This window comes from Aneurinibacillus migulanus (assembly GCF_001274715.1).
GTDB lineage: Bacteria > Bacillota > Bacilli > Aneurinibacillales > Aneurinibacillaceae > Aneurinibacillus > Aneurinibacillus migulanus.
The window spans coordinates 880,294-906,677 of record NZ_LGUG01000004.1 but is presented as its reverse complement, the minus strand read 5'-3'; the positions used below and the strand labels follow the sequence as shown (position 1 = coordinate 906,677).

At 46.7% G+C, this 26,384-nt stretch carries 29 protein-coding genes, 2 pseudogenes and 1 other annotated feature (1 of these 32 running past the window's edge); of the genes and pseudogenes, 4 read left to right on the top strand and 27 right to left on the bottom strand.

Annotated features, from left to right (window positions below; genetic code table 11):
- Positions 1–164 precede the first annotated feature (164 nt).
- Positions 165–542: a TIGR04086 family membrane protein gene (locus AF333_RS06155; protein WP_235355886.1), complete on the top strand. Its 378-nt coding sequence runs from the start codon at positions 165–167 to the stop codon at positions 540–542.
- 8 nt (positions 543–550) lie between these two features.
- On the opposite strand, the gene AF333_RS34760 is transcribed toward AF333_RS06155, so the two are convergent.
- The 12 genes from AF333_RS34760 to ruvA all read right to left on the bottom strand — a co-directional run bounded on the left by AF333_RS34760 (position 551) and on the right by ruvA (position 11,173).
- Positions 551–817: a hypothetical protein gene (locus tag AF333_RS34760; protein ID WP_235496182.1), complete on the bottom strand. Its 267-nt coding sequence runs from the start codon at positions 815–817 to the stop codon at positions 551–553.
- 7 nt (positions 818–824) lie between these two features.
- Positions 825–1,643: a YitT family protein gene (locus tag AF333_RS06150; RefSeq protein WP_080787870.1), complete on the bottom strand. Its 819-nt coding sequence runs from the start codon at positions 1,641–1,643 to the stop codon at positions 825–827.
- Positions 1,644–2,037: 394 nt separating this feature from the next.
- Complete coding sequence (locus tag AF333_RS06145) at positions 2,038–3,246, bottom strand: cation:proton antiporter (RefSeq protein WP_043067362.1); 1,209 nt, start codon at positions 3,244–3,246, stop codon at positions 2,038–2,040.
- Between the two features lie 6 nt (positions 3,247–3,252).
- Complete coding sequence (locus AF333_RS06140) at positions 3,253–3,750, bottom strand: cation:proton antiporter regulatory subunit (protein ID WP_043067361.1); 498 nt, start codon at positions 3,748–3,750, stop codon at positions 3,253–3,255.
- A gap of 213 nt (positions 3,751–3,963) precedes the next feature.
- On the bottom strand, positions 3,964–4,269 hold the full coding sequence (gene yajC / locus AF333_RS06135; RefSeq protein WP_043067360.1) for a preprotein translocase subunit YajC: 306 nt from the start codon (positions 4,267–4,269) through the stop codon (positions 3,964–3,966).
- Positions 4,270–4,382: 113 nt separating this feature from the next.
- Positions 4,383–5,513: a tRNA guanosine(34) transglycosylase Tgt gene (gene tgt, locus AF333_RS06130; RefSeq protein ID WP_043067359.1), complete on the bottom strand. Its 1,131-nt coding sequence runs from the start codon at positions 5,511–5,513 to the stop codon at positions 4,383–4,385.
- A 21-nt stretch (positions 5,514–5,534) separates the two neighbouring features.
- Positions 5,535–6,563, bottom strand: coding sequence for a tRNA preQ1(34) S-adenosylmethionine ribosyltransferase-isomerase QueA (queA, locus tag AF333_RS06125; RefSeq protein ID WP_043067358.1), 1,029 nt, complete (start codon positions 6,561–6,563; stop codon positions 5,535–5,537).
- Between the two features lie 139 nt (positions 6,564–6,702).
- Complete coding sequence (locus AF333_RS06120; protein WP_139188997.1) at positions 6,703–8,133, bottom strand: SpoIID/LytB domain-containing protein; 1,431 nt, start codon at positions 8,131–8,133, stop codon at positions 6,703–6,705.
- 130 nt (positions 8,134–8,263) lie between these two features.
- Complete coding sequence (locus AF333_RS06115; protein ID WP_043067356.1) at positions 8,264–9,091, bottom strand: lipoate--protein ligase family protein; 828 nt, start codon at positions 9,089–9,091, stop codon at positions 8,264–8,266.
- 204 nt (positions 9,092–9,295) lie between these two features.
- Positions 9,296–9,514: a DUF2905 domain-containing protein gene (locus tag AF333_RS06110; protein WP_021621124.1), complete on the bottom strand. Its 219-nt coding sequence runs from the start codon at positions 9,512–9,514 to the stop codon at positions 9,296–9,298.
- Entirely contained in the window at positions 9,511–10,503 is a 993-nt protein-coding gene (gene ruvB, locus AF333_RS06105; RefSeq protein WP_407638670.1) for a Holliday junction branch migration DNA helicase RuvB, read from the bottom strand. Before ruvB ends, AF333_RS06110 begins: the two co-directional genes overlap by 4 nt.
- Positions 10,504–10,528: 25 nt before the next feature.
- Entirely contained in the window at positions 10,529–11,173 is a 645-nt protein-coding gene (gene ruvA / locus AF333_RS06100; protein ID WP_043067354.1) for a Holliday junction branch migration protein RuvA, read from the bottom strand.
- Between the two features lie 233 nt (positions 11,174–11,406).
- Here ruvA and AF333_RS37340 point away from each other — a divergent pair.
- Positions 11,407–11,502: pseudogene (locus AF333_RS37340) on the top strand (hypothetical protein); the annotation flags it as partial.
- On the opposite strand, the gene AF333_RS36680 reads toward AF333_RS37340, so the two are convergent.
- Positions 11,485–11,607: a hypothetical protein gene (locus tag AF333_RS36680; RefSeq protein ID WP_268753604.1), complete on the bottom strand. Its 123-nt coding sequence runs from the start codon at positions 11,605–11,607 to the stop codon at positions 11,485–11,487. The pseudogene AF333_RS37340 and the gene AF333_RS36680 sit on opposite strands and share 18 nt — an antisense overlap.
- Before the next feature lie 349 nt (positions 11,608–11,956).
- The gene (locus tag AF333_RS06095; protein ID WP_052812240.1) at positions 11,957–12,529 is read right to left on the bottom strand and encodes a BofC C-terminal domain-containing protein; all 573 of its coding nucleotides are present in this window, start codon (positions 12,527–12,529) and stop codon (positions 11,957–11,959) included.
- Between the two features lie 146 nt (positions 12,530–12,675).
- On the opposite strand from AF333_RS06095, the gene safA reads away from it, so the two are divergent.
- Positions 12,676–13,920 (top strand): SafA/ExsA family spore coat assembly protein, encoded by a 1,245-nt coding sequence (gene safA / locus AF333_RS37145; protein WP_053432663.1) that lies wholly within the window; start codon positions 12,676–12,678, stop codon positions 13,918–13,920.
- Between the two features lie 102 nt (positions 13,921–14,022).
- Positions 14,023–15,015 carry a phosphotransferase gene (locus tag AF333_RS06085; RefSeq protein WP_043067351.1) on the top strand — a complete coding sequence of 331 codons (993 nt, stop codon included), beginning with the start codon at positions 14,023–14,025 and terminating at the stop codon, positions 15,013–15,015.
- A 212-nt stretch (positions 15,016–15,227) separates the two neighbouring features.
- On the opposite strand, the gene pheA is transcribed toward AF333_RS06085, so the two are convergent.
- The 13 genes and pseudogenes from pheA to rplU all read right to left on the bottom strand — a co-directional run bounded on the left by pheA (position 15,228) and on the right by rplU (position 26,333).
- Complete coding sequence (gene pheA, locus AF333_RS06080) at positions 15,228–16,112, bottom strand: prephenate dehydratase (protein ID WP_043067350.1); 885 nt, start codon at positions 16,110–16,112, stop codon at positions 15,228–15,230.
- 5 nt (positions 16,113–16,117) lie between these two features.
- Positions 16,118–17,059: a homoserine kinase gene (gene thrB / locus AF333_RS06075; RefSeq protein ID WP_043067349.1), complete on the bottom strand. Its 942-nt coding sequence runs from the start codon at positions 17,057–17,059 to the stop codon at positions 16,118–16,120.
- Position 17,060: 1 nt separating this feature from the next.
- A complete protein-coding gene (gene thrC / locus AF333_RS06070) occupies positions 17,061–18,119 on the bottom strand; it encodes a threonine synthase (protein WP_043067348.1) in 1,059 nt (352 codons plus the stop codon).
- Positions 18,119–19,423, bottom strand: coding sequence for a homoserine dehydrogenase (locus AF333_RS06065; RefSeq protein ID WP_043067347.1), 1,305 nt, complete (start codon positions 19,421–19,423; stop codon positions 18,119–18,121). Before AF333_RS06065 ends, thrC begins: the two co-directional genes overlap by 1 nt.
- Before the next feature lie 69 nt (positions 19,424–19,492).
- On the bottom strand, positions 19,493–19,939 hold the full coding sequence (locus AF333_RS06060) for an ACT domain-containing protein (protein WP_043067346.1): 447 nt from the start codon (positions 19,937–19,939) through the stop codon (positions 19,493–19,495).
- Positions 19,940–20,157: 218 nt separating this feature from the next.
- Entirely contained in the window at positions 20,158–21,816 is a 1,659-nt protein-coding gene (locus tag AF333_RS06055) for a DUF4179 domain-containing protein (RefSeq protein WP_043067345.1), read from the bottom strand.
- Positions 21,797–22,360, bottom strand: a complete 564-nt coding sequence (locus AF333_RS06050; protein ID WP_043067344.1) for an RNA polymerase sigma factor — start codon at positions 22,358–22,360, stop codon at positions 21,797–21,799. The genes AF333_RS06055 and AF333_RS06050 overlap by 20 nt, the downstream gene beginning before the upstream one ends.
- 160 nt (positions 22,361–22,520) lie before the next feature.
- Positions 22,521–23,804, bottom strand: coding sequence for a GTPase ObgE (gene obgE / locus AF333_RS06045; protein WP_043067343.1), 1,284 nt, complete (start codon positions 23,802–23,804; stop codon positions 22,521–22,523).
- A 39-nt stretch (positions 23,805–23,843) separates the two neighbouring features.
- A complete protein-coding gene (locus tag AF333_RS06040; RefSeq protein ID WP_052812239.1) occupies positions 23,844–24,392 on the bottom strand; it encodes a Spo0B domain-containing protein in 549 nt (182 codons plus the stop codon).
- A 91-nt stretch (positions 24,393–24,483) separates the two neighbouring features.
- Positions 24,484–25,197 (bottom strand): annotated as a pseudogene (locus AF333_RS06035) (thiamine pyrophosphate-binding protein); the annotation flags it as partial.
- Positions 25,198–25,379: 182 nt separating this feature from the next.
- Complete coding sequence (gene rpmA / locus AF333_RS06030) at positions 25,380–25,670, bottom strand: 50S ribosomal protein L27 (protein WP_043067342.1); 291 nt, start codon at positions 25,668–25,670, stop codon at positions 25,380–25,382.
- 13 nt (positions 25,671–25,683) lie between these two features.
- Positions 25,684–26,022, bottom strand: a complete 339-nt coding sequence (locus AF333_RS06025; RefSeq protein ID WP_043067341.1) for a ribosomal-processing cysteine protease Prp — start codon at positions 26,020–26,022, stop codon at positions 25,684–25,686.
- The gene (gene rplU / locus AF333_RS06020; RefSeq protein ID WP_040302667.1) at positions 26,022–26,333 is read right to left on the bottom strand and encodes a 50S ribosomal protein L21; all 312 of its coding nucleotides are present in this window, start codon (positions 26,331–26,333) and stop codon (positions 26,022–26,024) included. Before rplU ends, AF333_RS06025 begins: the two co-directional genes overlap by 1 nt.
- Before the next feature lie 14 nt (positions 26,334–26,347).
- Positions 26,348–26,384: a sequence feature (ribosomal protein L21 leader region), on the bottom strand (it continues 41 nt past the right edge of the window).

The window sequence follows — 26,384 nt, the reverse complement described above, 5'->3', positions numbered from 1 at the left end:
CCCCCGTTTTCCAAGCAGGCGAACGACTGCACGCTCTCGCTTCTTTCATCATACGAGAAAACGTAGGGGCTTTCAAACAAAAATATTGAATCTTTCCCTAGCCAGAGAAAGCATAAACCGTCCGCTCTAAACATAGGATTGTACAAAAAAGCGAGGTGTGTCCCATGTTAAAAATGGATCGATTAAAACTACCTATGCTTGCCGGGTTCATCTACACGTTCATCATTGTGTTTTTAGGTGCAATTATTACGTCTTTCATGCTTGCTTTTACCGACACACGCGAATCGACGCTGCCTTCAGTCGTCTATATCGTAAACGGTTTGGCACTGTTCGTCGGCGGCTTCGTCTCCGGCAAACGAGGTGGGGAGAAAGGTTGGTATTATGGTGGAATGACTGGTATTCTATACTACCTATTTATTGTGCTTATAAGTTTTCTCGGCTTCGATGCGAAGCTAGGGCTTAGCCATCTATATTACCTACTGTTTGCGTTTCTGATAGCTGCGTTTGGAGGAATCATCGGAGTGAATCTTTCAAAAAAGTAAGTGGCATATCAAGGATGCTGATTATCCAGTACGGTCCAGAGTGGATACCACCACACCGTTCCCCAAACGGGCGTCGGTTCGTCTCCCGCACCCGAGAGGCCCAGATGTTTTGCCGGTCCGGCTTTGGCGCCACAAAGCGGCCGTATTTCTTCCTCGCGAGAAAAAGACGAGGGAACACGCCGATGCGTGCATCTTATTTTTTCTAATCTATGGATAATCAACAGGTGTGATGACATAGAAGAAGCCGGGCTGTCAAAACACGCCCGGCCTTTCATTTTAGTATTAATGAATATTCTTCTTTTTAAAGTTACCGCCTTTAACATCATTGACTGAACCAACCGCGAGAAAAGCCGATTCATCGATATCTTCGATAACCGATTTCAGTTTCGCCTCTTCCAGCCGGGTAACCACGCAGAAAATCACTTTCTTATCATCCCCCGTGTAGGCTCCCTCTCCATTCAAGTACGTGACTCCGCGTCCCAGGCGAGCAAGCAAAGCATCACCGATTTCTCGGTGTTTATCACTAATAATCCATACGGAACGCGATTCATCAAGCCCCTGGATGGTTACGTCAATCATTTTAAAGGCAATGTAATAAGCAATGAGCGAATACATGGCTCGGTCCCATCCAAAAACAAACCCGGCACTACCGAGAATGAAAATATTAAAAAACATCACCATTTCCCCTACAGAAAAGGGGCTTTTTTTGTTGAATAGGATAGCTACGATTTCCGTTCCATCGAGCGAACCTCCACTGCGAATAACCAATCCGACGCCAATTCCTAGAATAATTCCACCAAATACAGCAGCCAGAAGCGGATCTCCTGTCACTCCCGGTATATGATGAAGCAAAGTCGTGCTGACAGACATAACAGCTATGCCGAACAGTGTAGACAGGGCAAACGTTTTTCCAATTTGTTTATACCCTATAAAAAGAAAAGGAAGGTTGAGAAAGAAGAGAAACCATCCCAATTTTAGGCCCGTAAGATGAGCGAGCATAATGGAAATCCCGGTAATCCCACCATCAATAATCTGATTAGGAACCAAAAAGACTTCAAGCCCTAACGAAAACAGCAAAGAACCTAAAAAAATAAATATCATTCTCTTCGCTATTTTTAGCTTCGTATTTCTTTTGCGTACTTTAGGTAATTCTTGCACATACTCCAACGGTAATCTACCTCCTTGTGAATGTTAAAAATAAGCAACTTACTAAGTATACATCCAAAACTTCCATCAACGAAAGTTTTCTTCTTTCCTCATTGATGATTAGTTGTACATATTGGGATCTTAGGAGCAAATCAACAAAGCTGTTCCTGTAAGCGGAACAGCTTTGCGGCCACTCGTGTGGACAACTCCAACTTAAAAATTTCTTCTGTTACCACAATGCCGTTCCAATGCATGGGAACGGTGCATGAAGTGTCTATGCCTCATGGTTAATACTTCATTATTGACAATGAGGCATGGACGCTTTTGTGCTAAACGCTAGCAATTTCTGTCATTTACTCTTGCTGTTTTGATTGCTCCATTTGAACACTTTATTTAAAACGTTATATATGCGCTTTGACTCTTTCGTTAACAAAGGACCCAGGATAGCCAATATAAGAACATACAGGGCGGAAAAAGGCTTCAGAATTGGCATTAAACCGCCAGCAATACCTAAGTTCGCTACAATAATCGAAAATTCTCCGCGTGATACGATCGTAAGACCGATATTCACAGAAGCTTTATGTGATAGTCCTGACCTTCTACCGGCAATCATCCCAGCAACAAAGTTACCCAAAATAGTTAGTGCGACAACTCCTAACGTTAACCATAACGTATTCCCTAAAGATAAAGGATCAATACTCAATCCAAAACTAAAGAAGAATAAGGCTCCAAAAAAGTCCCTAAAGGGGATAACGAGCTTCTCTATTCGCTTACTGTGTTCAGTTTCAGATAAAGCAAGGCCAAATAGCAATGCTCCAATCGCTTCAGCTACATGGATGGTCTCCGAAAAACCTGCGATAAAAAACAGGGCGGCAAACACTACAATAATGAAAATTTCATCTGATGCAATATTGAGAAGCCTATTTAATACCGGGCTGCCTTTTCTGGCAATAACGAAAAACAGCATCATATAACCAATTGAAATAAGAACGGAAAGTATCGTTCCTCCTATAGAAGTCGCACCGCCGAGAAGCAGGCCCGACATAATGGATAAAAACACAGCCAGGAAAATATCGTCAAACAATATAATTCCAAGAATTAACTCCGTCTCCGAGTTCCCGGTACGCCTTAAATCAACGAGTACCTTTGCGACGATGGCACTGGAAGAAACAGAAACCATTCCGGCAATAATAAGCGTCTCATATAGTGGGAATCCTGTAAGAAACCCATAGGCTAATCCCAAGGCGAAATTCATAAGAACATAGATAGTTCCGCCGATGGCAATGGAGCGTCCCGATTTAATTAACTTTCCAACCGAGAACTCCAACCCAAGATAAAAGAGAAGAAACAGCACTCCTATCCTGCCAAGAAATTCAATAATCTCAGCGCTTTCAATAAATTTCAGATTGATGATTCCGATTGTAGGTGCATGAGGCCCCACCAGCATACCGAGTATAATTAAAAAAGGAATGATGGAAAATTTTAACCTTCCGGCGATTACAGCTGCGATAGCTACTAGCACCAGCGCTGTTCCGACTTCAAAGACCAAATGATCCATCTATAACTATTCCCCCCCACTTGATAGAAGTTCTTTAATAACCGCTTTTAATTCGCTTCTTTCCCCGCATATGACGATTGTATCTCCTGGTTCAATCATAGCCTGCGGACCAGGATTAAGAATTTTTTTGAGATTCTTTTTTATAATAGCGATTACAGTCACACCGTACTTATTACGAACATCTATCTCTCCGATCGATTTGTTGATAGCTGCAGCATTATTTTCTACCTTGAACCACTCAATGACTAAGTCGTCAAAAGCCATTTCAACTGTCTCAAGTGCCCTTGGTTTGTAGACAATTCCTCCAATAATCGCAGATATTTGTCTGGCTTCAGAGTCGTTAAACGTTACGCTTGAAATACTCTCATCATGGTCATGTTCATCAAAGTGATATATTTCTCTTCTTCCGTCATCATGAACAACAATGACAATTTTTTCATTGCTTCGGGTAATCATTTCAAACTTGCGTCCGATACCCGGAAGTTCGATTTCTCTTACGTTCATTTTCATTTCCTCCTTTTTCAAAATTTTTCAGGCAAAAGCGGATACATCTCATAATACCAATGAGAATAGTCATATTAATATTCAGAGATATACACTCAATTTCCCCAAAAATGCTTTCGATTATCTCTACGATAGAAAACATAAAAGGTTTCAAGTTTTTGTTTACAAAAAAAAGCGGGTTGCATTGCGCCTCCCGCTTTCTTCCTTCCTATACTACTCTTCTTTTTTTGCCGCAACCGGCTGCTTTTGCACACTTTCACCGACGACAGATTGAACTGACGCCTTTTCGAAAGTCAGCTTTTGTCCACCAGCATTGAGAACGATGGTGTTATTCTCTTCATTAATCAAGTCGATTGTGCCATGCAAGCCACCGATCGTTACGATGCGATCACCTTTCTTCAAGGCCCCCAGCATCGCATTGCGCTGCTTCTGGCGTTTTTGGTTTGGACGAATGAGCAAGAAATAGAAGATGGCAAACATGACCACCCATAATAAAATTTGCTGTGTACCCGCACCCATGGTATTCCTCCTTTTTTATATACATATATTCTTGCCAGGTCACGCTTCTTCCTAAAACACAACACATATGTCTCATGATGAAAAAACGCAAAGCCGGCGAAGTTTCACATCATTTAGAAGCCTCTCGTCTCCGTTATACCATAACGGGCGAAAAACTCATCACGGAAGTCACGCAAGCGGTCTTCCATAATTGCCTGGCGCACCTGTTCCATCATGTTAAGTAGAAAATGCAGATTATGATATGTCGTCAGACGCACTCCCAAAATCTCGTCACAGCGAATAAGGTGACGAATATACGCTCGTGTATAATTGCGGCACGTATAGCAATCGCAGTTCGGATCGAGCGGTGTGAAATCATGCGCATACTTGGCGTTGCGAATCACCAGGCGCCCCTCACTCGTCATACACGTTCCGTTGCGTGCAATTCTTGTCGGAAGCACACAGTCGAACATATCAATTCCGCGAATTGCACCTTCGATCAACGCATCGGGCGACCCTACGCCCATCAGATAACGAGGCTTGTTCGATGGAAGAAGCGGTACAGTGTAGTCCAGCACCTCATACATAAGCTGATGCGGTTCGCCTACGCTCAATCCCCCGATAGCATAACCAGGAAAATCAAGTGAAGTAATATCGCGTGCGCTTTGCTCCCGTAGATCACGGTACATTCCACCTTGTACGATACCGAACAGCGCCTGATCGTGCGGACGCTTATGCGCTTTCAAACAGCGCTCCGCCCAGCGAGTCGTCCGCTCCATAGACGGTTTTACATATTCCGGTTCTGCTGGATACGGCGCACACTCGTCGAACGCCATCATAATATCTGCGCCCAGTGCGTTTTGGATCTCCATCGCTTTCTCCGGACTTAGGAATAGCTTTTCTCCGCTCAGATGGGAACGAAATGCTACCCCTTCCTCATCAATCTGACGCAGATTACTTAGACTAAACACTTGAAAGCCACCGCTATCCGTCAGGATGGCGCGGTCCCAGTTCATAAACGAATGAAGACCGCCCGCTTCCGCTACCAGTTCATGTCCGGGTCGCAAGAAAAGATGATATGTGTTGCTTAAAATAATCTGGGCATTCATTTCTTTCAAATCTTCCGGCGTCATCGTTTTTACCGTTGCTAGCGTGCCGACCGGCATAAATATCGGCGTATCAATCGTGCCATGCGGCGTATGCAATTTGCCGAGCCGTGCACCGGTCTGCTTACATGTTTTTATTAATTCATAGCGTACTGCCAATGTTGATGTCCTCCTAGCCTGTTACAAAATAAGCATGGCGTCGCCAAAGCTGAAGAAACGGTACTTCTGCTCAACCGCTTCATTATAGGCACGCAGAATGTTCTCACGTCCTGCAAGTGCGCTTACTAGCATGACGAGCGTTGATTTGGGCAGGTGAAAGTTTGTCACAAGCCCATCGATGACACTAAACTCATACCCCGGATAGATAAAAATGCTTGTCCATCCTTCGGCTGCAACCAGCTTACCACCGTGTTTCTGGCCGATAGTCTCCAGCGTACGACACGAAGTAGTCCCTACGGCTATAATACGGCCGCCACGCGCTTTAGTTTCATTAATCATACGCGCATTTTCTTCTGTGAGCGTATAAAACTCGCTATGCATCTCATGTTCTTCCACCGTATCGGCAGCAACAGGTCGAAATGTGCCCAATCCAACGTGCAAGGTGACGAAAGCAAGTTGCACACCCATTGCCTTCAACTCTTCTAAATACTCTTCGGTAAAATGTAGCCCAGCCGTGGGCGCGGCCGCAGATCCACGATGCTTCGCGTATACCGTCTGATACCGCTCGCTGTCCTCAAGCTGAGCTTTAATATAGGGCGGAAGCGGCATTTCTCCTAATTGATCCAAAAGTTCATTGAATATACCCTCATATTCAAACCGAACAATCCGGCCGCCCACCTCTGTGCTTTCCTCACACTCAGCAATAAGCAAATGGTCGCCGAATACGATTCGTGTACCAGGTTTCACCCTTTTGCCGGGACGGACAAGCGTCTCCCAGCGGTCCTCTCCCAGCGGCTTCAGCAGGAGAACTTCAATATGTGCACCCGTTCCTTCTTTCACGCCAAAAAGCCGGGCAGGAATTACCCTCGTGTCATTGAGCACGAGCGTATCGCCGGCTTTCAAATAATGTTTTAAATCCGTAAATGTCCTATGTTCCATGTCTCCGGTTCGCTTATTAAGCACAAGCAAGCGCGAGCCTGTCCGCTCCTGCAGCGGATTCTGTGCTATAAGTTCTTCCGGCAAATGAAAATCAAAATCGTTGACGTTCAATGTCTATCCCTCAACTTTACCTTCAATCATCAGTATAATAACCATCAGGGAGGGATGTACGCCCTCCTACTGATGGAAGTTTCACTTTATCATACCGATTTTTCCCGTTTCATGCAAGAAATAGACATGGCTTGCTATATTAATTTCCTGCACCGTATCCCCCAGAAACCTGTGCGGGAGCATAATAAAAATTCAGGATGTCTCGGTATGTCTTACCTTCCTTGGCCATCTGCTGAGCACCCCATTGACTCATCCCTACGCCATGTCCATATCCGCTTCCGGTAAACGTAATGGAAACAGGTGAAGATTGGGTACCCGCTCCACCGTTCTGCTCGGGAACTTTTGTCTGTGTGGCCCCCTGAATTACCAAGTTAGAAGGTACTGTCGCCTGAGTCACACCGTTTGTAACGACCAAGCCATCCGAGCCTTTATGAGCTGTGGTAGCACCGTTATAAACAGATAGTTGTCCATCTGCCGGAGCTGGAGACGGCACAGCGGTACCATAGTTAGCCTTTACCGAATAAAGAGCACTTTTCAACCCAAATGCCGTACGCGCTTCTTCCTTCGATAAGTGCAGTGTTCCTTTATCCCCTTCAAGAACTATATCTGCGATTCGACCGGAAGGATACGTTTCCTTCACTTCTACTTTCTTAATCGTTCCCACGGCGGGCGTACGGTTTTTGATTTTGTCCTGAAGCTGGGTTATCGTTAGCGTCTGCTGCCAACTCTTATTAGGTGAATCACTTTTTGCATCATATGGATCCGGCTTGGCAACAAGATATGGAGAACCTTTCGAGCTTTTCCATACATTTTCCGGTGCTTCCGTATAGCCGCCATTGCTGGCGCTATATAGCGCTTCAATTAAACCTCCGTTATGAGAAAGAACTTCCCCTCTTGTCTCTTCGACAGCCAGATTGGAATTCTCCTTTTCATTTTTCATACCTTCATACGCCTGATATTGCACAGTATCATTAATATAAGCACTACCTGGCTTCGCATTCATATGACGCACAGCATATGTACGGGCCGCAACAGCTTGCGCTTTCAATGCTTCTCGATTCCAGGAAGCGTACATTTCGCTTGGAACGACTCCTTTTAGGTAGCTTTCCATACCAACTACATTAATCGGCACAATTCTCTTCAGTGCGCCTTTCTCTCCGATTTGGAATTCCATCGCTCCACGGTAGGAATAAGCACTTTTCTTACCTTCCACTTTCAACGTAGCCGCTTCTCCATCCGGCAGCGAAGGTATGATCTTAAGCGTATTGACTCCCTGGACAAGTGGAACAGGCAAACCAACCGGTCCGAATTGATAGAGGCTTAGCGTTCCATTCTCCAATTGAACAAAATACTTCTGTCCTCCCAGTAACATAAGCGTTGGCTGTCCCTCTACCATATAGTTACCATTAACAGTAAACGGTACTGTCGATAACACTTCCGCTGCACTTAATGCAAAGGGACTCGTTAATTCTACTCGTACCGCCGGTTCATCTGTTGCATGCGCCTGAGCGCCGAACGGCAGCAACAGGCCTAAGCTAAGCACAACGGGCAAAATCTTTCCCAGCTTCATCTTATCTAACAACCTTTCTCCCTCTAGATTTCTGCAAATCTATGAATATTCTACCAGAAAACCTAGTTTTATTTGCCAACTCTATTAAATTAGACGGCTAAAAAGGAAAAAGGTCGCAGAAAAAATATAATTATAGCTGTAAGTGCGGATTACGTGTCTCCATACTAGCTGTATTGGAAGCAAATTCCTCTGCTTCTTCCTGGAACAGCTGGGTAAACTCAGCTCGCTCCGAACGTGCTTTAATCACGTCTACCGCCCGCTCAAGCAAATCAGAACAGGAAATAGGCACCCCTATAAGCTCTGATAAAGAAGCTACTGTCTCTGGATGTACAGAGGGATACGTATCCCCTTCTCGGGCCGCCATCTCATAGAAGCCACGCACAAGCTCTGCCCGCTCGCTACCACTACCATCTGCTAGCAGAAATGCTTGTACCGCCACTGCGCCACGCCTTCTGCGCTGTGCCAATCCACCAAACTTTCGTCCACCGATGGCGACATCGAAATCGCCGGGACAATATGAGCCTATCACCTCTCCCGTCTCTACCTGCACGCCGAACGGGGCTAGCATGAGTTCAATAAACTTCACCATCGCCCGATATCCTGCATTAATATCGGAAAATGTATCCTCCGTAGGCAAAATTAGCGATAGGTTCAAAACCCCTTCATCAAGTACAACCGCAGCACCGCCAGAATTCCGCACCACAGGTACATACCCATGCTCCTTCAAGTAGGAAATTCCTTGTTCAATTCCCTGCAATTTGTAGTCGACATTGCCCATGACTACATTATGGTGGTGCACCCAGGCTCGCATCACTGCCGGGCTCCGTTTCAAACGAACCGACGTACATAATGTATCGTCCATCGCAAAAGAATAGAGCGCATGAAATGACGGATGCGTCCTTGTTTGGTCAACAATCCGCCATATACGCTGTCCGAATAAACCGTTCTTCTGTTCCATATATAGTTCTCCTTATATAAGAGGATGTTCAAAAAGTCCAGGAAACAGAACTGCGAATTTCCACGTTGCATTGCCCCCCTGCTGCTCACGTAGTCTTCCCTACGCTCCGCTTCTCGGGTCTACCGTGCCTTGAACTTCACAGCTCTGTTTGTCCTCCTTTTTGAACAGGCTTTATAAACGGTTTTTGAGATTCCAACCTGAAATTTAACGAAAAAAGCGAAACAAATAAAATAGGAGTGAGAGTACAATACTCAAAATAATGCTCGTCATAACCGGAAAATAAAAGCGGAAGTTCTCTTTTTCCACAACGATATCCCCCGGCAAGCGCCCCAGGTTCAAAAACCGGCCGCCCACCTGCCAAATAAGGCCGATAATAACGAGAACTATGCCGCCTATGATGAGCATTTTCGCCACCGGATTCATACGCCTGGCACCTCCCTGCCGAAATAATTATATGCATGCGGCGTCGCTATGCGTCCCCGCGGCGTACGCTGCAGAAACCCTATCTGCATAAGATACGGTTCGCACACGTCTTCGAGCGTTGTCGCTTCCTCGCTCACCGTTGCTGCTAGTGTATCTAGACCGACCGGTCCTCCAGCAAACGTATCCATAATGGACAATAGCAGCTTGTGATCAATCTCATCAAGCCCCATCCGGTCCACTTGAATACGCTCCAACGCTTCACATGCCAACTCTCCGGTAATGACTCCGTCGCCTTGCACCTGCGCAAAATCCCGCACCCGCTTTAGCAATCGATTGGCAATCCTCGGCGTTCCACGTGAACGACGAGCAATCTCCTCCGCCCCTTCACCGCGAATCTCGACGGCGAACAACTCAGCTGCACGCATCACGATATAAGTAAGTTCGTCCGTCGTATAATATTCCAAGCGACTTACTACACCGAAACGGTCACGCAGAGGCGCAGACAGCATACCTGCCCGAGTCGTCGCACCAACCAATGTAAATGGCGGTAAATCGAGCCGCACTGACTTTGCGCCCGGTCCTTTTCCGATGACGATATCCAGCGCGAAATCCTCCATCGCCGGATATAACACTTCTTCAACACTACGTGGCAGCCGATGAATTTCATCAATGAACAAAACGTCTCCCGGCGAAAGTGCTGTCAGAATTGCGGCCAAATCACCCGGACGCTCAATCGCAGGTCCCGATGTAGTACGAAGGTTAACATCAAGCTCATTAGCGATAATCATGGACAGTGTTGTTTTCCCAAGACCTGGAGGACCGTACAGAAGTACATGATCGAGCGCTTCGCCGCGCAGCTTGGCCGCCTCGATGAAAATCTTCAGGTTCTCCTTAATCTGGTTCTGGCCGATATACTCCGCCAGATAACGGGGTCTGAGGCTGAGTTCCATATTGAATTCTTCCATGTCATGTGCATGGGCAGAAATCATTCTTTCCTCCACGTTTTATCCCCCCTTACGTCGTTAAGAACAACTGTAGTGCACGCTTTACAATTTTATCGGTAGAAGCCAAATCGGCTCCTTCTTTTTCCAGCTTTTTCATAACTTTTTGAATCTCTGTCTGACTGTAGCCGAGTGCGCCGAGCGCTTCTATTGCTTCCTGCTTCGGCTCTTCGAAGGCATGGAACAATGTCGGTTCCTCTCCGCCATGCACCTCCGGCTCTCCTTCCACTCTGGCTACTGCCTTTTCCTGCACAGCCAGCGCTTTAAGTTTATCTTTCAAATCCAGAATAATTCGTTGTGCCGTCTTTTTTCCGACGCCAGGAAATCGAGTCAGGAACTCAATGTTTTCCTGTGTTACAGCAGCAATAATCTGCTCCGGAGTACCCGCCGAAATCATCGCCAGCGCTCCCTTCGGTCCGATACCGGATACATCAAGCAATTTACGGAACAAATCTCGCTCATTACGCGTTGAAAAACCGTACAGATGCATGGCGTCTTCCCGTACATAATGGTGAGTATATATGCGAACCGCTCCCACTTCTCCTTCACGGTATTGAAACGGATTACCCGTAAAAACTCGATAGCCTACACCTTGTGAGGCCACGATAACACAGTCTGCTTCTATATAAGCAACCTGTCCCTCAATAAAATCAATCATTCCCATTTCCTCCTGATCCTACAACAAACCTCGATTCTTTTATTGTACACCATATTGAAAAACACGAACATATATTTCAGTAATTGCTTACATTCTAAAATTTCCAAAATCTATAATACAAGACTCCGTATGTTAATACGTGGTTGACCGGATTTGTTGCAGCATTGATCGCTGCCTATTCTGTCGATTCTCGCCTGCGGCTATTTAATGATTAGTCTTCAGGCGAAACATGGCTTGCCTTTGTTATATGGTTGATTATCAGATTGTTGGTATATTTCTTTTATTCGCGCAGGTACAGCAATCTATATAAATTACACTTGATAGTTTGACAGGGTAGCGTGGTTGGAAGGAGGCGATCCAGAAAAAGAAGAGGTTGGATGCGCCCTGTACTCCAGCAGAAGAAAACGTGTCTTTTTCCAACCGCTCCCGCCCACCGCCCTTCCTTCTTTTCTTCCCTCTCACCACAAGAATTTGTCGATGTCACACCTGTCGATTATCCATAGATTGGAAGGAATAAGATGCACGTGTCGGCGTGCTCCCTCGTCTTTTTTTCGCAAGGGAGAGATACGGCCGCTTTGTGGCACCAAGGCCGGACCGGCAAAACATCAGGGTTTTTCGGATGCGGGAGACGAACCGCCGCTCGTTCGGGGCACGGTGTGGTGGCTATCCATTCTGGATCGTACTGGATAATCAACACCCTTGTGTCGATGTATCAAATCAGATGTATATAGAGAAATAATGATAAAAAAACGGGGCGATAGATTCGCTCCGTTTTTTCTGCCTTTATTTAAGCCGTACCGTCGCTTCCTGGTCGTCATTTGAAAATTCGCTATACGTAGAAATAATCGAATTGTATTCCGCTGCATCAGTAATGCGTATGCCTTGTCGCAGCAAATTCAGTTCTTCTCGTGGAAGACTGGACTCGAGCTTTCCCGTATCCAATTGGAAAAATGTCTGAATAACCTGCCCTTTCTCTGGCAATCCATCAAACAACGTTAATTCGCCATTTGTTCCCAGACCAAAGTACGCATTTTCTTTACAATGCGGGGATAGGTCATTAATTTTCTTCTCAAATGTATACACACTTCGGTTACGAGAAACAAAATTCCAGCCCTTATAACGCGTAAGCAACTCATCTACAGAAGCAACCGTTTCCCGCTTCATCTCTTCTTCTGTTTCTCCGCACAAATATTCACGCTTGAGCACAACATCTACAGTCTGTGCCGCAGCTTCGCTACCTTTCAAATTTCCGATGGCGGAATACAGGTACCAGGTGCCTCCAACCACGACCGTTACGAACAATACGGATAAAGCCAGCAAGGTTCTCCAATGCTTTGGAAGCGGCTTTCGGATCATATGCATCCCTTCTTTGCCAAATAAACTTTTACTTCCTATCTTTGCCGCTACAAAGAATTTTTATACCAATATCCGCCCATTCGTAGCAAATCGCCCATCCACGCATATGATGTAACGTAATTTTCTCAGAAAGGATGGTCGAGTACATGAAAATCCATATTGTAAAAAAAGGAGACACCTTGTGGAAAATCTCCCAGAAATATAACGTCGACTTCGAAACACTAAAGAAAATCAATACGCATATCAAAAACCCGGATAAAATCCTACCCGGTATGAAAGTGAAAGTGCCGACAACTGGCGTACAACTGAAAAACGATGAGAATAACAAAGAGCTGCCCACCAAAGAAATGCCGACAAAAGAAAAACCAGTAAAAGAGAAACCAGTCATGCCCGAAGTATCTCCACAGCCAAAGCCGAAAAGTCCTGAAGTGAACCCAATAATGGAGATGGATATGGACATTAATATCCAGATGCCACCCATGCCTGCCAAAGAAAAACCGGTAAAAGAGAAGCCTATAAAAGAAATACCAAAAAAAGAAAAGCCCGTGCCGGCACCAGTGCCAAGCCCAATACCACCCCAACCGATACCAGTACCGCAGCCTGAAATAAAGCCGCCCGCACCACCAAAAGAAAAACCGAAAGAGCCGGTACAAGTAACACCTCCGCCTCAACCGATGCCGATGCCGCAACCGCCCAATATGCCGATCATGCCACCCATGCCCAATATGCCAATGATGCCATATTGCCCGCCGATGCCGTATTGTATGCCGATGCCCAATATGCCAATCATGCCTAATGTGCAGATGCCTATTCAAGAACCATTGCCCAATATGCCGATCATGCCTAATGTGCAGATGCCTATTCAAGAACCGTTACCGAACACCATGATGCCTCCTAAGCCTAATGTACAGATGCCTATTCAAGAAACAAAGCCCAATACCATGATGCCTCCTAAGCCTAATGTACAGATGCCTATTCAAGAGCCGCTGCCCAATATGCCGATCATGCCTCCCATGCAGCCTGTTATGCCGTATATGATGCCGCCTGTACCAATACCTGATGTGGAGCATAAAAAGACAAAAGAAGAGAAGTGCGAATCTACTTCATCCTATTGGCATGGGGAATCATCCATGATGCCGTACAGCTATCCGGGAGTACCCCATGATATGCAGGGAGGATATCCGTTCGCAACAGCGAATATTATGAATCCATACACATATTCACCAGGTATGTCAGGAATGCAGCCGGTAAATCCATATCATGCGACCCCACCTTACGGTCTTCCATATGCGCCCTATTGTCATCCGCATATGCCGGCAGTACAACCGATGTATAAAGACAGCTGCGGCTGCCATGAAAGCAGCTTCGCTTCCGACTCATCACATTGTTAACGATCCGGGCGGGCTCTATGAGCCTGTCCTTTTATGTTTAGCGGTGCTCAAACCACGAAAGCATGGTATGTATTAAGTCAGATATTATGTAGGAGGAGGCATATGGACCGAGAATTGATCGCTGCCATCGAGAAAATGTACCATTGCCGAGTTATCCGTCTAAGACCTAAACGTGCCGTCTGGCTTTGTGATACGGATCGCGGCAACTGGGTTATTAAAGGCTACGATGACTTTGCTCAAGCAGCATGGGTTACTCACCTCTCCCGTACGCTTCACCAACGTGGATTTCGAGATGTAGTTCGGTACATTCCAACGATTCAAAATGTGCCTGTTTTTAAATGGAAAGAGGATTATATGACAGCAATGGAACGCATACCTGGAAGAGAAGGTAGCTATTTCAACAAAGTTGACATTCTGCATTCTCTTGAAAAACTGGCAGAGTTTCATCTGCATAGCACATTTATTCCTGGAGGCCCCCCTCCCGAAGAGGGCATTCCCCTTCTCGTCAAATGGGAGAACCGATATCGCTCTTTCCTCGATATTCATAGCCAGATTCAAAACAGCGACACCCGGCAAAGCCGTCTGACTCAGCTCGTGCAAAGTGGTGCCCCTACGATTCTCAGGGAAGCGGAATATGTCCTTGATGTCGCCAGAAGATCAGCGCTTGCTGAAGAATATGCAACTTCGTTCTACCAGCATCACGTCGCCCACAAAGATCTCGCCAGCCATAACTTTCTGTTAAGCGGCACGCACAGCTCCATTATTGATTTGGATACGGCTGCCTACGACACGCCATTGGTTGATATCATTCAACTAATTAGCCGAGCGCTCGTCCTACAAGGATGGAGTCTGTCCGCATTTACTGAAGCGATTGAAGCATACCGCAGCGTACGACCACTATCGGATGCACAAGTGGCACTCATATTCCTGCTGCTGCGATTTCCGGATAACTTCATGCGTGAAGTAACCGGCGTATTTGAGAAGCGAAAGAACTTCCAGGCTAGCCGGGTCGAACAATATCTGGCGATTATTATGAAGAATTGGAAACGCAGAGAACGCTTTTTCGCAGGATATGAACACTTTTTCTACGCCTGATGGCAGTTGCATACAACCGTTTTGCCCTTTCTTCTTTCTTGTGATGCACTGACAATCAAATTTTCATGCAGCGCACCTATACACACGGAATTACGAGAGAAAGAGAGTGTGATGTTGCTTTCTTCCTTTACAGCCACATCTACTTTCTTACAAATAAAAAAACAACCAGAATGACTGGTTGTTTTTTTATTTCTTCCACTCCCGAATCCGCGTTACGAACGAAGCGATAGTTCGACTCCGTTCCGTTTCTTAATAAATACCGGATACGTACCTAGGAAGCGCACCTGACAGCCCAATGCTTCCATCTCGGCAAATGCGCCAGGAAGAAGTACATCGTCCATCTTATGCTCGATATCAATGACAAAATGGTAGTTACCAAGTCCCGTTTTTGTCGGACGAGATTCGATACGTGACAAGTTAAGGCGACGCCAAGAAAAAGCTGAAAGCACCTGGTGAAGCGCACCCGGAAAATCGGATGGCAGCGTAACGAGAATGGTCGTCTTATGCGTCTCCGCTTCAGGTAGCACCAGCGACTCCTTGCCTAGTACGATAAATCGGGTAAAGTTATTTTCCACATCCTCGATGTTTTCCTTGAGCAGTGTTACCGGATAAGTGTGTACTGCCTGCATAGCTGAAATTGCCACCCACGGCTCTTCTACATGCTCGCTGACAAGCCTTGCTGCCTCTGCTGTGCTGCTGACATATTCAATCTCCGCGTGTGACAGATGATCGCGCAAAAACTCATGGCATTGCGCCACTGCCTGTGGATGGGACAGTACTTTCGTGACATCGGACAGCGCAAGCGGATGCTCACGCTTTGCACAGGATAGTTGGTGTGAAATCGGGATAATTAATTCGCTTAAAATCGGCAAATCGATTTTATGGATAATCCAATCAAGCGTTAGGTTGACAGATCCCTCCAGGGAATTCTCCCAGGGAACGACCGCATAATCCACTTTGCCCTCCGATGCCGCCTCCAGACAGTCCGGAATGGTGCGGTACGGGCGAAATGCGTCGTTTTCCCCCCGGAAAATCAGGCGCGCCGCTTCTTCTGTGTTTGTACCGCGCGGACCTAAAAATGCGAACGTTCTCTCCATACGTATTAACTCCTTTGCTCAGTCACACCGGAGAAGCAATGTTCCACTTGCACTCCGGTTTCATCAGGCACAAGACGCATGACCGTACAATCAATGTCATGTTCAGCCAACGTTTGAACCATAAACTGCTGTAATGCATCTGTCGACTCTCGTTTATCAACGAGGGCAATGATGGTTGGACCGGCACCAGATAGCGCAGCGCCCAATGCACCATGCTCATGCGCTTCAGTCAAAATTTTATCCAATCCAGGAACAAGCGACACGCGGTATGGCTGGTGCAAAACATCTTTCATCGCCATACGTAAAAGCGATAGATTGCCTGTCGCCAGCGCACCTACCAATACGCCGGTATGGCTTGCTGTATACACCACATCCTGGCGGCTGTACATAGATGGCAGTACGCCGCGTGCTTTTTCGGTTGACAGCATAAATTTCGGAATAACGACCATCGCTTCGAGATGCTCCGGTACTGGCAAACGAACATACGGTACATGATCCGTCTCCATCAGCGCAACAACCACTCCCCCGAAGAACGATGCCCCGACATTATCCGGATGCCCCTCTTCTTCGGTCGCCATCTGATACAGTTCATCCATCGTAAATGGCTTACCCGCTAATTCGTTGGCGGCCACCAGTGCACCAACAATAGCGGATGCACTACTGCCAAGCCCCCGGGTCAGCGGAATATCGGAGGTTACATCAATGATAAGCTCCGGCACGACAAGCCCCGCTTTCTCGAATATGCGGGCCGCAATCTGGTATATCAGATTGCTCTTATCAGTAGGAATGCCGGAAAGGTTGGGGCCATGCAGGCGGATATCCGTTGCATCGGCCACTTCAATTGTAAGGGTTGTGTAAAGTCTAAAAGCCATGCCGATCGTATCAAAGCCCGGCCCAAGATTGGCCGTGCTGGCCGGCACCTTTACTTTTACCTTTCCGTTCTCCACTCTACACACCCGCTCCCTGGGCAATAATACCGAGCACTGCTTCTTCCGTGCTTTCTACAACGGTCGGTTGTATACCGGCGGATTTGATCGCGATATCCGGATCTTTCAATCCATTGCCTGTCAGTACGCATACGACTTGTTGACCAGCTGCAATACGGCCCTGTTTGCGCATTTTAATAACGCCGGCAAGTGAAGCTGCAGATGCTGGTTCAGCAAAAATGCCTTCCATGGACGCCAGCTTACGATATGCTTCAACAATTTCGTCATCCGTAACCATATCAATATGTCCGTTTGACTCATCACGCGCATTTACTGCCAGATTCCAGCTTGCTGGTTTGCCGATACGGATAGCCGTAGCCAGCGTTTCAGGATTCTCAATTGGTTCATCCTTAACGATCGCCGCTGCACCTTCCGCTTCAAAACCGAACATGCGAGGCATATTCTGCACGACTCCTGCTTCATAGTATTCTTTAAACCCTTTCCAGTATGCAGAAATATTTCCTGCGTTCCCTACTGGAATAGCAAGAATATCAGGGGCTTTTCCGAGTGTGTCGCATACTTCGAATGCGGCCGTTTTTTGACCTTCTAGGCGGTATGGATTAACTGAATTCACCAATGCAATCGGATGCTTTTCACAAATATCTCGCACGATTTTCAGCGCTTGGTCGAAGTTGCCTTCAATTGCAATAATTTCAGCTCCGTATATCATCGCCTGTGCCAGCTTGCCCAGTGCAATATTATTGTTTGGAATAAGTACGATACAGCGCAGATTTGCACGGGCAGCATAAGCTGCAGCCGCCGCAGATGTATTGCCGGTTGAAGCGCACATAATCGTATGGCTGCCTTCTTCTACGGCTTTGGCTACCGCCATTACCATGCCACGGTCTTTAAATGACCCGGTCGGGTTCAATCCTTCGTATTTAAAATAAATCTCCAAATCCAATTCTTCAGATAATTTCGGTGCAAAAATTAGCGGTGTGTCTCCCTCGTGCAATGTAAGCCGGGGTGTTTTCTCTGTCACCGGTAAAAGTTTTGCATAACGTTCAATAATGCCAGCCATTATTTTTCCTCCCCACCTTCTACTCGATACAGGCTTTTTACTTCAAAGATACTTTCCAACTCCGCAAACTGCTCACGTACAGCAAAAATATTCTTACGTGACGCATGGTGCGTAATCAGAATGATTTCAGATTGTGTGCCGCCATTATACGGCTGCTGAAGAACTTGTTCTAAGCTTACATCATGTTCGGCAAGAATGCGAGTAATTTGGGCAAGCACTCCGCGTTTATCGTCCACGATTAAGCGTAGAAAATACTTCGAGACGATTTGTTCATCTGATTTAAGTTGCTTCTCCCGGTATGGTGCAACACTGCCGCGGCCATTCACACCAAGCTTCATATTTTTCACGACAGTAACCAGATCAGACACGACTGCGGTCGCTGTCGGCAACTCTCCAGCGCCCGGTCCGTAGAACATGGTCTCACCGACCGCTTCACCGTGCACATACACCGCGTTGAATACACCGTTAACGGAGGCAAGTGGATGCGTATGATGCACAAGCGTCGGCTGTACGCTTACTTCGATTAAATCATCATCCCGCTGTGCGATACCAAGCAGCTTAATTTCATAACCAAGCTTCTTCGCATAGGCGATATCTTCAGAGCTCACTTTCGAAATACCTTTGCAATCTACATCTTCGAGGCTCATATCTACATGGAAACCAAGCGTGCCCAGAATAGCCATCTTGCGTGCCGCATCATGCCCTTCCACATCCGCTGTCGGATCGGATTCGGCGTAGCCAAGAGCTTGCGCTTCTTTCAGCACCTCCGCATAGTCGGCACCTTCTTGACTCATCTTAGTCATAATATAGTTCGTCGTCCCGTTTACGATTCCCATCATCTTCGTAATGCGGTCGGAAGCAAAGCCTTCCACCAGCGCACGTAGAATCGGAATGCCGCCGGCTACACTTGCTTCATAGAAGACATCACAGCCTCTGTCTTGCGCTTTGGACAGAATTTCCGCGCCATGCAGCGCCATCAAATCTTTGTTAGCTGTGACGATATGTTTACCGTTCTCCAGCGCCTTAAGGATGTATTCTTTTGCGGGTTGAATGCCACCGATGACTTCGACAATGACATCGATATCCGGATTGTCAAACAGATCGGCCGCCTCGGTCGTAACTATACCTTCAGCAAGCTTCAGGCTGCGAGTTTTCTCTACATTTTGTACAAGTACCTTGGCAATCTCGATGGAAAGACCCGTTTGCTTTTGCAAATCCTCCTGGTGCCCCTGAACAATGCGCACAACCCCTGTGCCAACCGTACCGAGACCCATAAGACCTACTTTTACTTTATTATTCTGCATCCCCATCTCTCCTCTGTGAATCTAGTTTATAATATAATTATGGATATACTTTACAAACAAACTATTCGATTATCCTCTTCCAACAATTACCGCTCGCTTTACACCATGCATCGCATTCAGTTCGTCAAGAAAATCAGTAGTTGGAAGGCTCAAATGCCCCGTATCAATCGACATGGCGACATTTGCCAGACCTTGAAGCGGAATTGTCTGGTTAATCGTGAGGATATTACCGCCCCGCTCCGCAACAAACTTAAGCACCTCAGACAGAATTCCGGCCCGGTGCTCAAGATTAAGCGATACAGTGATAATGACTTCACGCATCATCGAGTTGAACGGAAAAATACTGTCTTTATATTTATAGTAAGCACTCCGGCTAAGCCCCACCCGCTCGACTGCTTCATTTACCGTCTCCGCTTCACCCGAATCAAGCAATTTTTTGGCTTCAAGGGTTTTGCTTATCGATTCTGGTAGAATGTCGGCCCGGATTAAGTAGAATAACTCCTCTTGTTTCCCCATACCGTCCTCCAGGTATAAACAAATGTATACGTATAGTGGACATTATACTCGCTTTCTTTCCATTATACAAGGGACGCTTGTTTATTTTTAAAATATTTTTCTCTCTTCTGTCCATGTGGGGAAAACGCGCGAGCATTGCTATGAAAGTAGATATTACTTTCTTATCCATATAAGAAGAACAGGAATTCCACAAGGAACTCCTGTTCTTTCACTCCCTATCATCTATTAAGCGGGATATCGGCCTTCCAATTAACATCGGTATACCGTTTCATGACACGAGTCAGCTTCAATGTTAATTGTTCCGGTTTATGCTTCATTCCATATATCCGAAGCGTGCTCGTAAATTTACGGTTGCCGGATGCATCCGGGTCATCCTCGCTGCCTGACATCATCGCCTTATATGCTTTGCCATTCTCGTCAATGGCCACCCAGTTAAATAATGTACCCGTTTCGTTCGTTTGCACACCTTCCATTTCGATAATGGCATGTGAATTATCATTGAAGAATGGCGGCGTTTTTTTCATATCCCATTCTGTATTTATTGTAAAATCTTTAACAGTAATCGTATTTCCCTGATAGTGGCCAGTAATCGGCTTTGCTTTTACAGTATCAGGTGCAAATTCTAACGTAAAATCTGCCGCTTCTTCTATATCCACCGCATCCAACACAAAAATTAGCCGTTTGGCTTCACCTAGCGGAACGAAGCTATCTCTCCACGTTATCCGGCCGGAAGTATCATGTGAGCCGGTTGAATCGATATTATTTTTCTCTTGTTCTCTTGAAGGATGCACAGGCCCGGATTTTCCTGCGACCACACGACCGCCTTCATCGATTAATCTGTATGAAATGCCATAGGAGCTCTCATCCTGTGGACCGATTTCTTCTGTCTTAAGCCCGAGACGCCTCTCCTGCTCAATAGACCTACGCATCTGTTCTCTCGCAGATTCGGATAAGCTTGTTACGATTTCCAATTGGCTTTTGGACGGCGCAAATAAGAGCTTCTTTACATCAATAGTTACCCCTTGCTTCGTTGTATGATGCTGGTTAACCGCTACACTATGTGTAGCCTCGATCCCTTTTTTCATATCAACTGGAAGCTGCAAATTCCAATTGCCTTCTTTCGTTCCAATTCCAGCAAATCCACCCACACGCGAAAGTTCAAAATGGACAATGACCTTTTCAGGAATATTCTTTTCTAATTGGAAGCCAATAATTCCATATGGATCGTTACGCGTCCAATTGAATATATCAGCTAGCTTTTTACCATTCGTATCAGTAATATATACCTTATTTCCATCCAGCCTTGGTTCAAAATCAGGGTCAAGATGACCACCGGATTCTTTTTCTAATGTATAAGAGAGTGCAACACGAGTTGGGTCAGCCACAATGTCCAATACACGCAACGTAACCCCGTTATCGCTTACATGATAATCCCCCTGCTGTACGAACCCCCGCTCGCCCGCCATCTGCAACCCCTGGTCAATCATCTGGTTTCCACGATTGAAAATTGATTTGGTTAAATACGAAGCGAAAGATGGCGACACGGATGCAGCTACCGATAAGGCCAGAAACCCTCCGGCTGCCGCATACACCCACTTCTTCCATTTCCTTTTTGTATACACCTGTGGTTCTTTCTGCGGCCTTTTCACTACATCAGGATAAGGTTCTAACTGTGCCAGGACATCCGCTGTAAACGAAGCTGGAAGCTCAGGAGCTCGCACTGCCTGCTGCAGCGCTTCTCTTTCAGCAATGCATTCCTCATACAGCTTCCTGCAAACGGTGCAATCCAACAGATGCGTATCAATCGCCATCCTTTCTCGTCCTGTTGTCTCGTTTTCAACATGGCGGCTCATTTGTTCATACTCCACACATTTCATGAAGGTTTCCTCCTGCATCAGTGTCACGCAGTGCGTCACGCAATTTCTTTTTTGCCCTATGCAGATGTGTTTGAACCGTCGGCAGTGGAAGGTCGAGCACTTCCGCAATCTCTTTGTAGCTCAGATCATCAATGTAACGTAACACAAGAACAAGCCGATATTTTTCCGGCAAATGATCGATGTGCTTCCTAAGTTCCTGCGCCTGCTCTTTATGTAGATAAACATGTTCCGGGCTTGTTGGTTCAACGTATTCTTCTTCCTGCTCATTGAATATCTCCCGCCTTTGCTTCCGCCAGGCATCAAGACAGCTATTGGCGGCAATTTTATAAAGCCAGGAGGAGAATTTCTTTTCCTGATTATAGGTTGCCAGGTGACGATAAGCTTTAATGAAGCTTTCTTGAGTTATATCTTGTGCATCCTGGGATGATACACCCATCCCCAGAAGCAACGCATATACTTTATTTTTATATTTGTTGACTAGATGGGCATACGCTTCTTTATCGCCGTGAAGCACCCGGGTCACCCATTCTCGTTCTTCTTCCATTGTGAAACCTCCCTTGAAACGAGTGCTCCGGAGCTTTTGGCTTCCCGTTTCCGTATTCATCTTATACTACCGGATATAAACGAGAAATCTTTCAATTTTTCCAAAGAAAATTCCTCTCAAAAATAAACCACCCTTCCTTCGAAGAGTGGTTCATCTATCTCTAATCTACAAATTCAAATTCAAATTTACCAATGCGGACAATATCCCCGTTCTCGGCGCCTTTCTTACGAAGTGCATCGTCTACGCCCATATTGCGCATCATGCGCGCAAAGCGTTGGATAGAATCTCGGCTGTTCAGATTCGTCATCTTAACAAGCTTCTCCAACTTCTCCCCTTCGACGACATACATCTCGTTCTCCCGGCGTACTGTAAACGTATCCTGTTCCGCTTCTGCCTTGTACAATACGGTCGTCTCTTCATCAGCGACGTCTTCCACTAACGGAATCACAGGCGTCTCTTCTAGCAGGTCTGCTACCTTATACATTAACTCGCGTATTCCCTGCTTCGTTGCGGCAGAAATCGGGAAAATCGGAAGGTCTTCTCCGACTTTTTTACGGAACGCTTCCAGATTCTCCTCAGCATCCGGAATATCCATCTTGTTGGCGGCAACCACCTGAGGTCGGTCTTCGAGCTTTTTATTATATAGCTTTAACTCCTCGTTAATCTGAACATAATCTTCGTACGGATCGCGACCTTCCGAACCGGCCATATCGATGACATGAACAATAACTCGTGTCCGTTCCACGTGCCGTAGGAACTGATGACCCAGCCCTACACCTTCATGTGCTCCTTCAATGAGTCCCGGCAGATCCGCCATAACGAAGCTACGCTCCTCATCAATATCTACTACACCCAGATTTGGTGTAATCGTTGTAAAATGATACTCCGCGATTTTCGGACGTGCTGCTGATACAACAGACAACAGTGTAGATTTTCCAACGCTCGGAAATCCGACCAGTCCGACATCGGCCAGTACTTTGAGTTCGAGACGTATATAGCGCTCCTGGCCTGGTTCACCATTTTCCGCAATTTCGGGCGCGGGATTCGCTGGCGTTGCAAACCGGATATTACCACGGCCGCCACGGCCGCCCTTTGCAATAATAGCCCGCTGCCCGTCCATCACCAAATCGGCAATAACTTGTTGTGTATCATCATCAATTACTGTAGTCCCCGGTGGAACGCGTACAACCATATCTTCCGCACCCGCACCATGCTGTCCTTTTATCCGGCCGTTCTCCCCACGCGAAGCTTTGAAATGACGCTGGTAACGAAAGTCGACGAGCGTACGAAGTCCTTCATCTACCACAAACACCACATTAGCGCCACGGCCACCGTCACCACCGGCAGGGCCACCCGCCGCTACATATTTTTCTCTGCGGAAAGCGACCATACCGTTGCCGCCGTCTCCTCCTTTAACGTATACACGTACGCTATCTACAAACATATAAATTCCACCTTTTTACGTAGTAACTCGTCCGTCCCTTCATGAAAGAGGGAACAAACATTCCAGCACCGATTCTGAAGCCGTATGAGGCGTAAGCAACGCGTCCGCTCCCCATTCCTGTGCCTGTGTCCGCATCTTATCCAATGCGAGGGTGCTCTTCTCTGCGTCCAGCTCGCCCGCAAAGTCGGCCACTACCCGCAACGCTCCATCTTCACAATGCAACGTTAGCAGTAGCGTATTGCTCTCACCATTGTTATATAGTGCATGCTGTTGGTATAGCTTTACCACCGATAGAATAAAATCCCCTATCCTTGGACCTTCCTCTAGTGTCAGTAGCGAAAATGGCACGGGAATCTCTACCTCGATGCGTACATTGTTATGCAACGCATTAAAAGATAGCAAATACGCGACGAGCGGCGGATATTCCAGACGGGAAACGAGCGTATCCCGATTCGCATCGGCGGTAATTTTGCGTATGTATTCCTCGCACATTTCATATTTCTCAAGCTTTAAATATCCGAGCAAGACCTGAATATGGTTAAGCCAGTCGTGCCGCTGGTGATTCATAACTTCGATGATCTCCTTCATACGACTTCTCTCCCTCTACTGTGGCGTTTCTCTTCATTTTACCATATTAAGCCACATACGGAATATGGACGTATTATAAACGAAGAATAGGAGGCAGCGTAAGCACGATCGGAGCCCCCAGCTTCTCGGCAAGCGCAAGCAATTCGTCGCGTGCCCCTCGCGCACCTTTGCCCGCGAGAATAACGATATTCTTATCAGTCTGATTGAGCGCGGCGCAAACCGCGTCTACATCATGCGCTAACGGCTGCACTGTACCTCTTGCTACCTGAGGCGAAGTATAGCGCGTATCTTTTTCCATCTTCATGGCAGGCAGATTACCCGGAATAGCCAATACAGCCACACCTTTCTCCACATATGCCGTGCGAATGGCCTGATTGACTACGGCAGGTAATTGAACGGGTGAGATAAGTAACTGGTTATACACCGCCACATCATCAAAAAGGCGACTTACATTGACTTCCTGAAAATAATCCAACCCCATGACTGCCGTATCCACCTGTCCGGTAATCGCCAAAACCGGCGCATGATCAAGCTTGGCATCATACAATCCGTTCAACATATGGATGGCGCCAGGACCGGCCACGGCAAGACATACGCCGAGCTTTCCTGTCAGCTTGGCATATGCTGCAGCAGCAAGCGCACCGGCTTCTTCATGTCGCACCTGGATGAAACGAATCTTATCTTTTCTCTGACGCAACGCCCCAATAATAGCATTAATCGAATCTCCGGGCATACCATATACATGGTCTACGCCCCACTCAATCAGCAATTCCACCAACACATCGGCACCATTTTTGCGAAACACAGATAAGCACTCCTTCGATCTTTGCCTTAGTTTGTGCAAAATCGCTTGATTCTTACCTTTATCCCGGCATGATGCTCCTTGCCTCATACTTCCAAATAAGAAAAATTTGCGGCCACTGTCGTATCCATATAAAAAGACCATCGACGACTGGCGTCAACGGTCTTTAGGTTCGTTTTACTTTATTACGCTTCGCTTGCTACTGGCTCAACAACCACTTGTTTGCGGTCGCGGCCCAGGCGCTTGAAGCGCACGATACCGTCAGACAGCGCAAACAGCGTATCGTCGCCGCCGCGGCCTACGTTTGCACCCGGATAAATCTTCGTACCACGTTGACGGTACAGGATGTTACCCGCCTTTACGAATTGGCCATCCGCACGCTTTGCGCCAAGGCGCTTCGCGATGGAATCACGGCCGTTCTTCGTGCTACCTACCCCTTTTTTCGAGGCGAAGAATTGAAGGTCCATTCTTAACATGAGAGCCACCTCCTCAATATTTCAATTTGTCGGCAATCCGAACATACTTGTCATGACTTACGGCTACCGAGTACAGCGAGGCAATCATGCCCTCAAGCAGCAGCTGCACTTTATCCGCCAGCTCCGGCGCATATGCGTCCGGCACCTGTACATGAAGAAAGCCGCTGTCGCCCTGCTTTGCCGGCAGCTCGACGTTCAATAACAATTCAACGGCGTTGACGCAACCAAGCGAGATGGCAGATACCGCGGCACATACTAAATCCTGACCATATTCGGCTGAGCCAGCATGTCCGCTAATCGTAATCTCCTTAATCGTATCGTCAGAGCGCCTCTTTACTTGCACCGTAATCATTACGCGTTGATGGCTTCAATAACAACCTTTGTGTAAGGTTGACGGTGACCTTGCTTACGGCGATAGTTTTTCTTCGCTTTGTATTTGTACACGATAATTTTCTTGCCTTTACCGTGACGTTCTACTTTCGCGGTAACAGTCGCGCCTTCAACTACAGGAGCGCCCATTTTCACACCGTTGTCACCAGCCACGAGCAGTACACGGTCAAAAGTCACTGTTTCACCTTCAGCATCTGTCAGCTTCTCGATGTACAATTCTGTGCCTTTTTCTACCTTGTATTGCTTACCGCCAGTTTCGATAATTGCGTACATTCGTTGCACCTCCTCCATATACTCAGACTCGCCGATATCCGGTGCGACCCA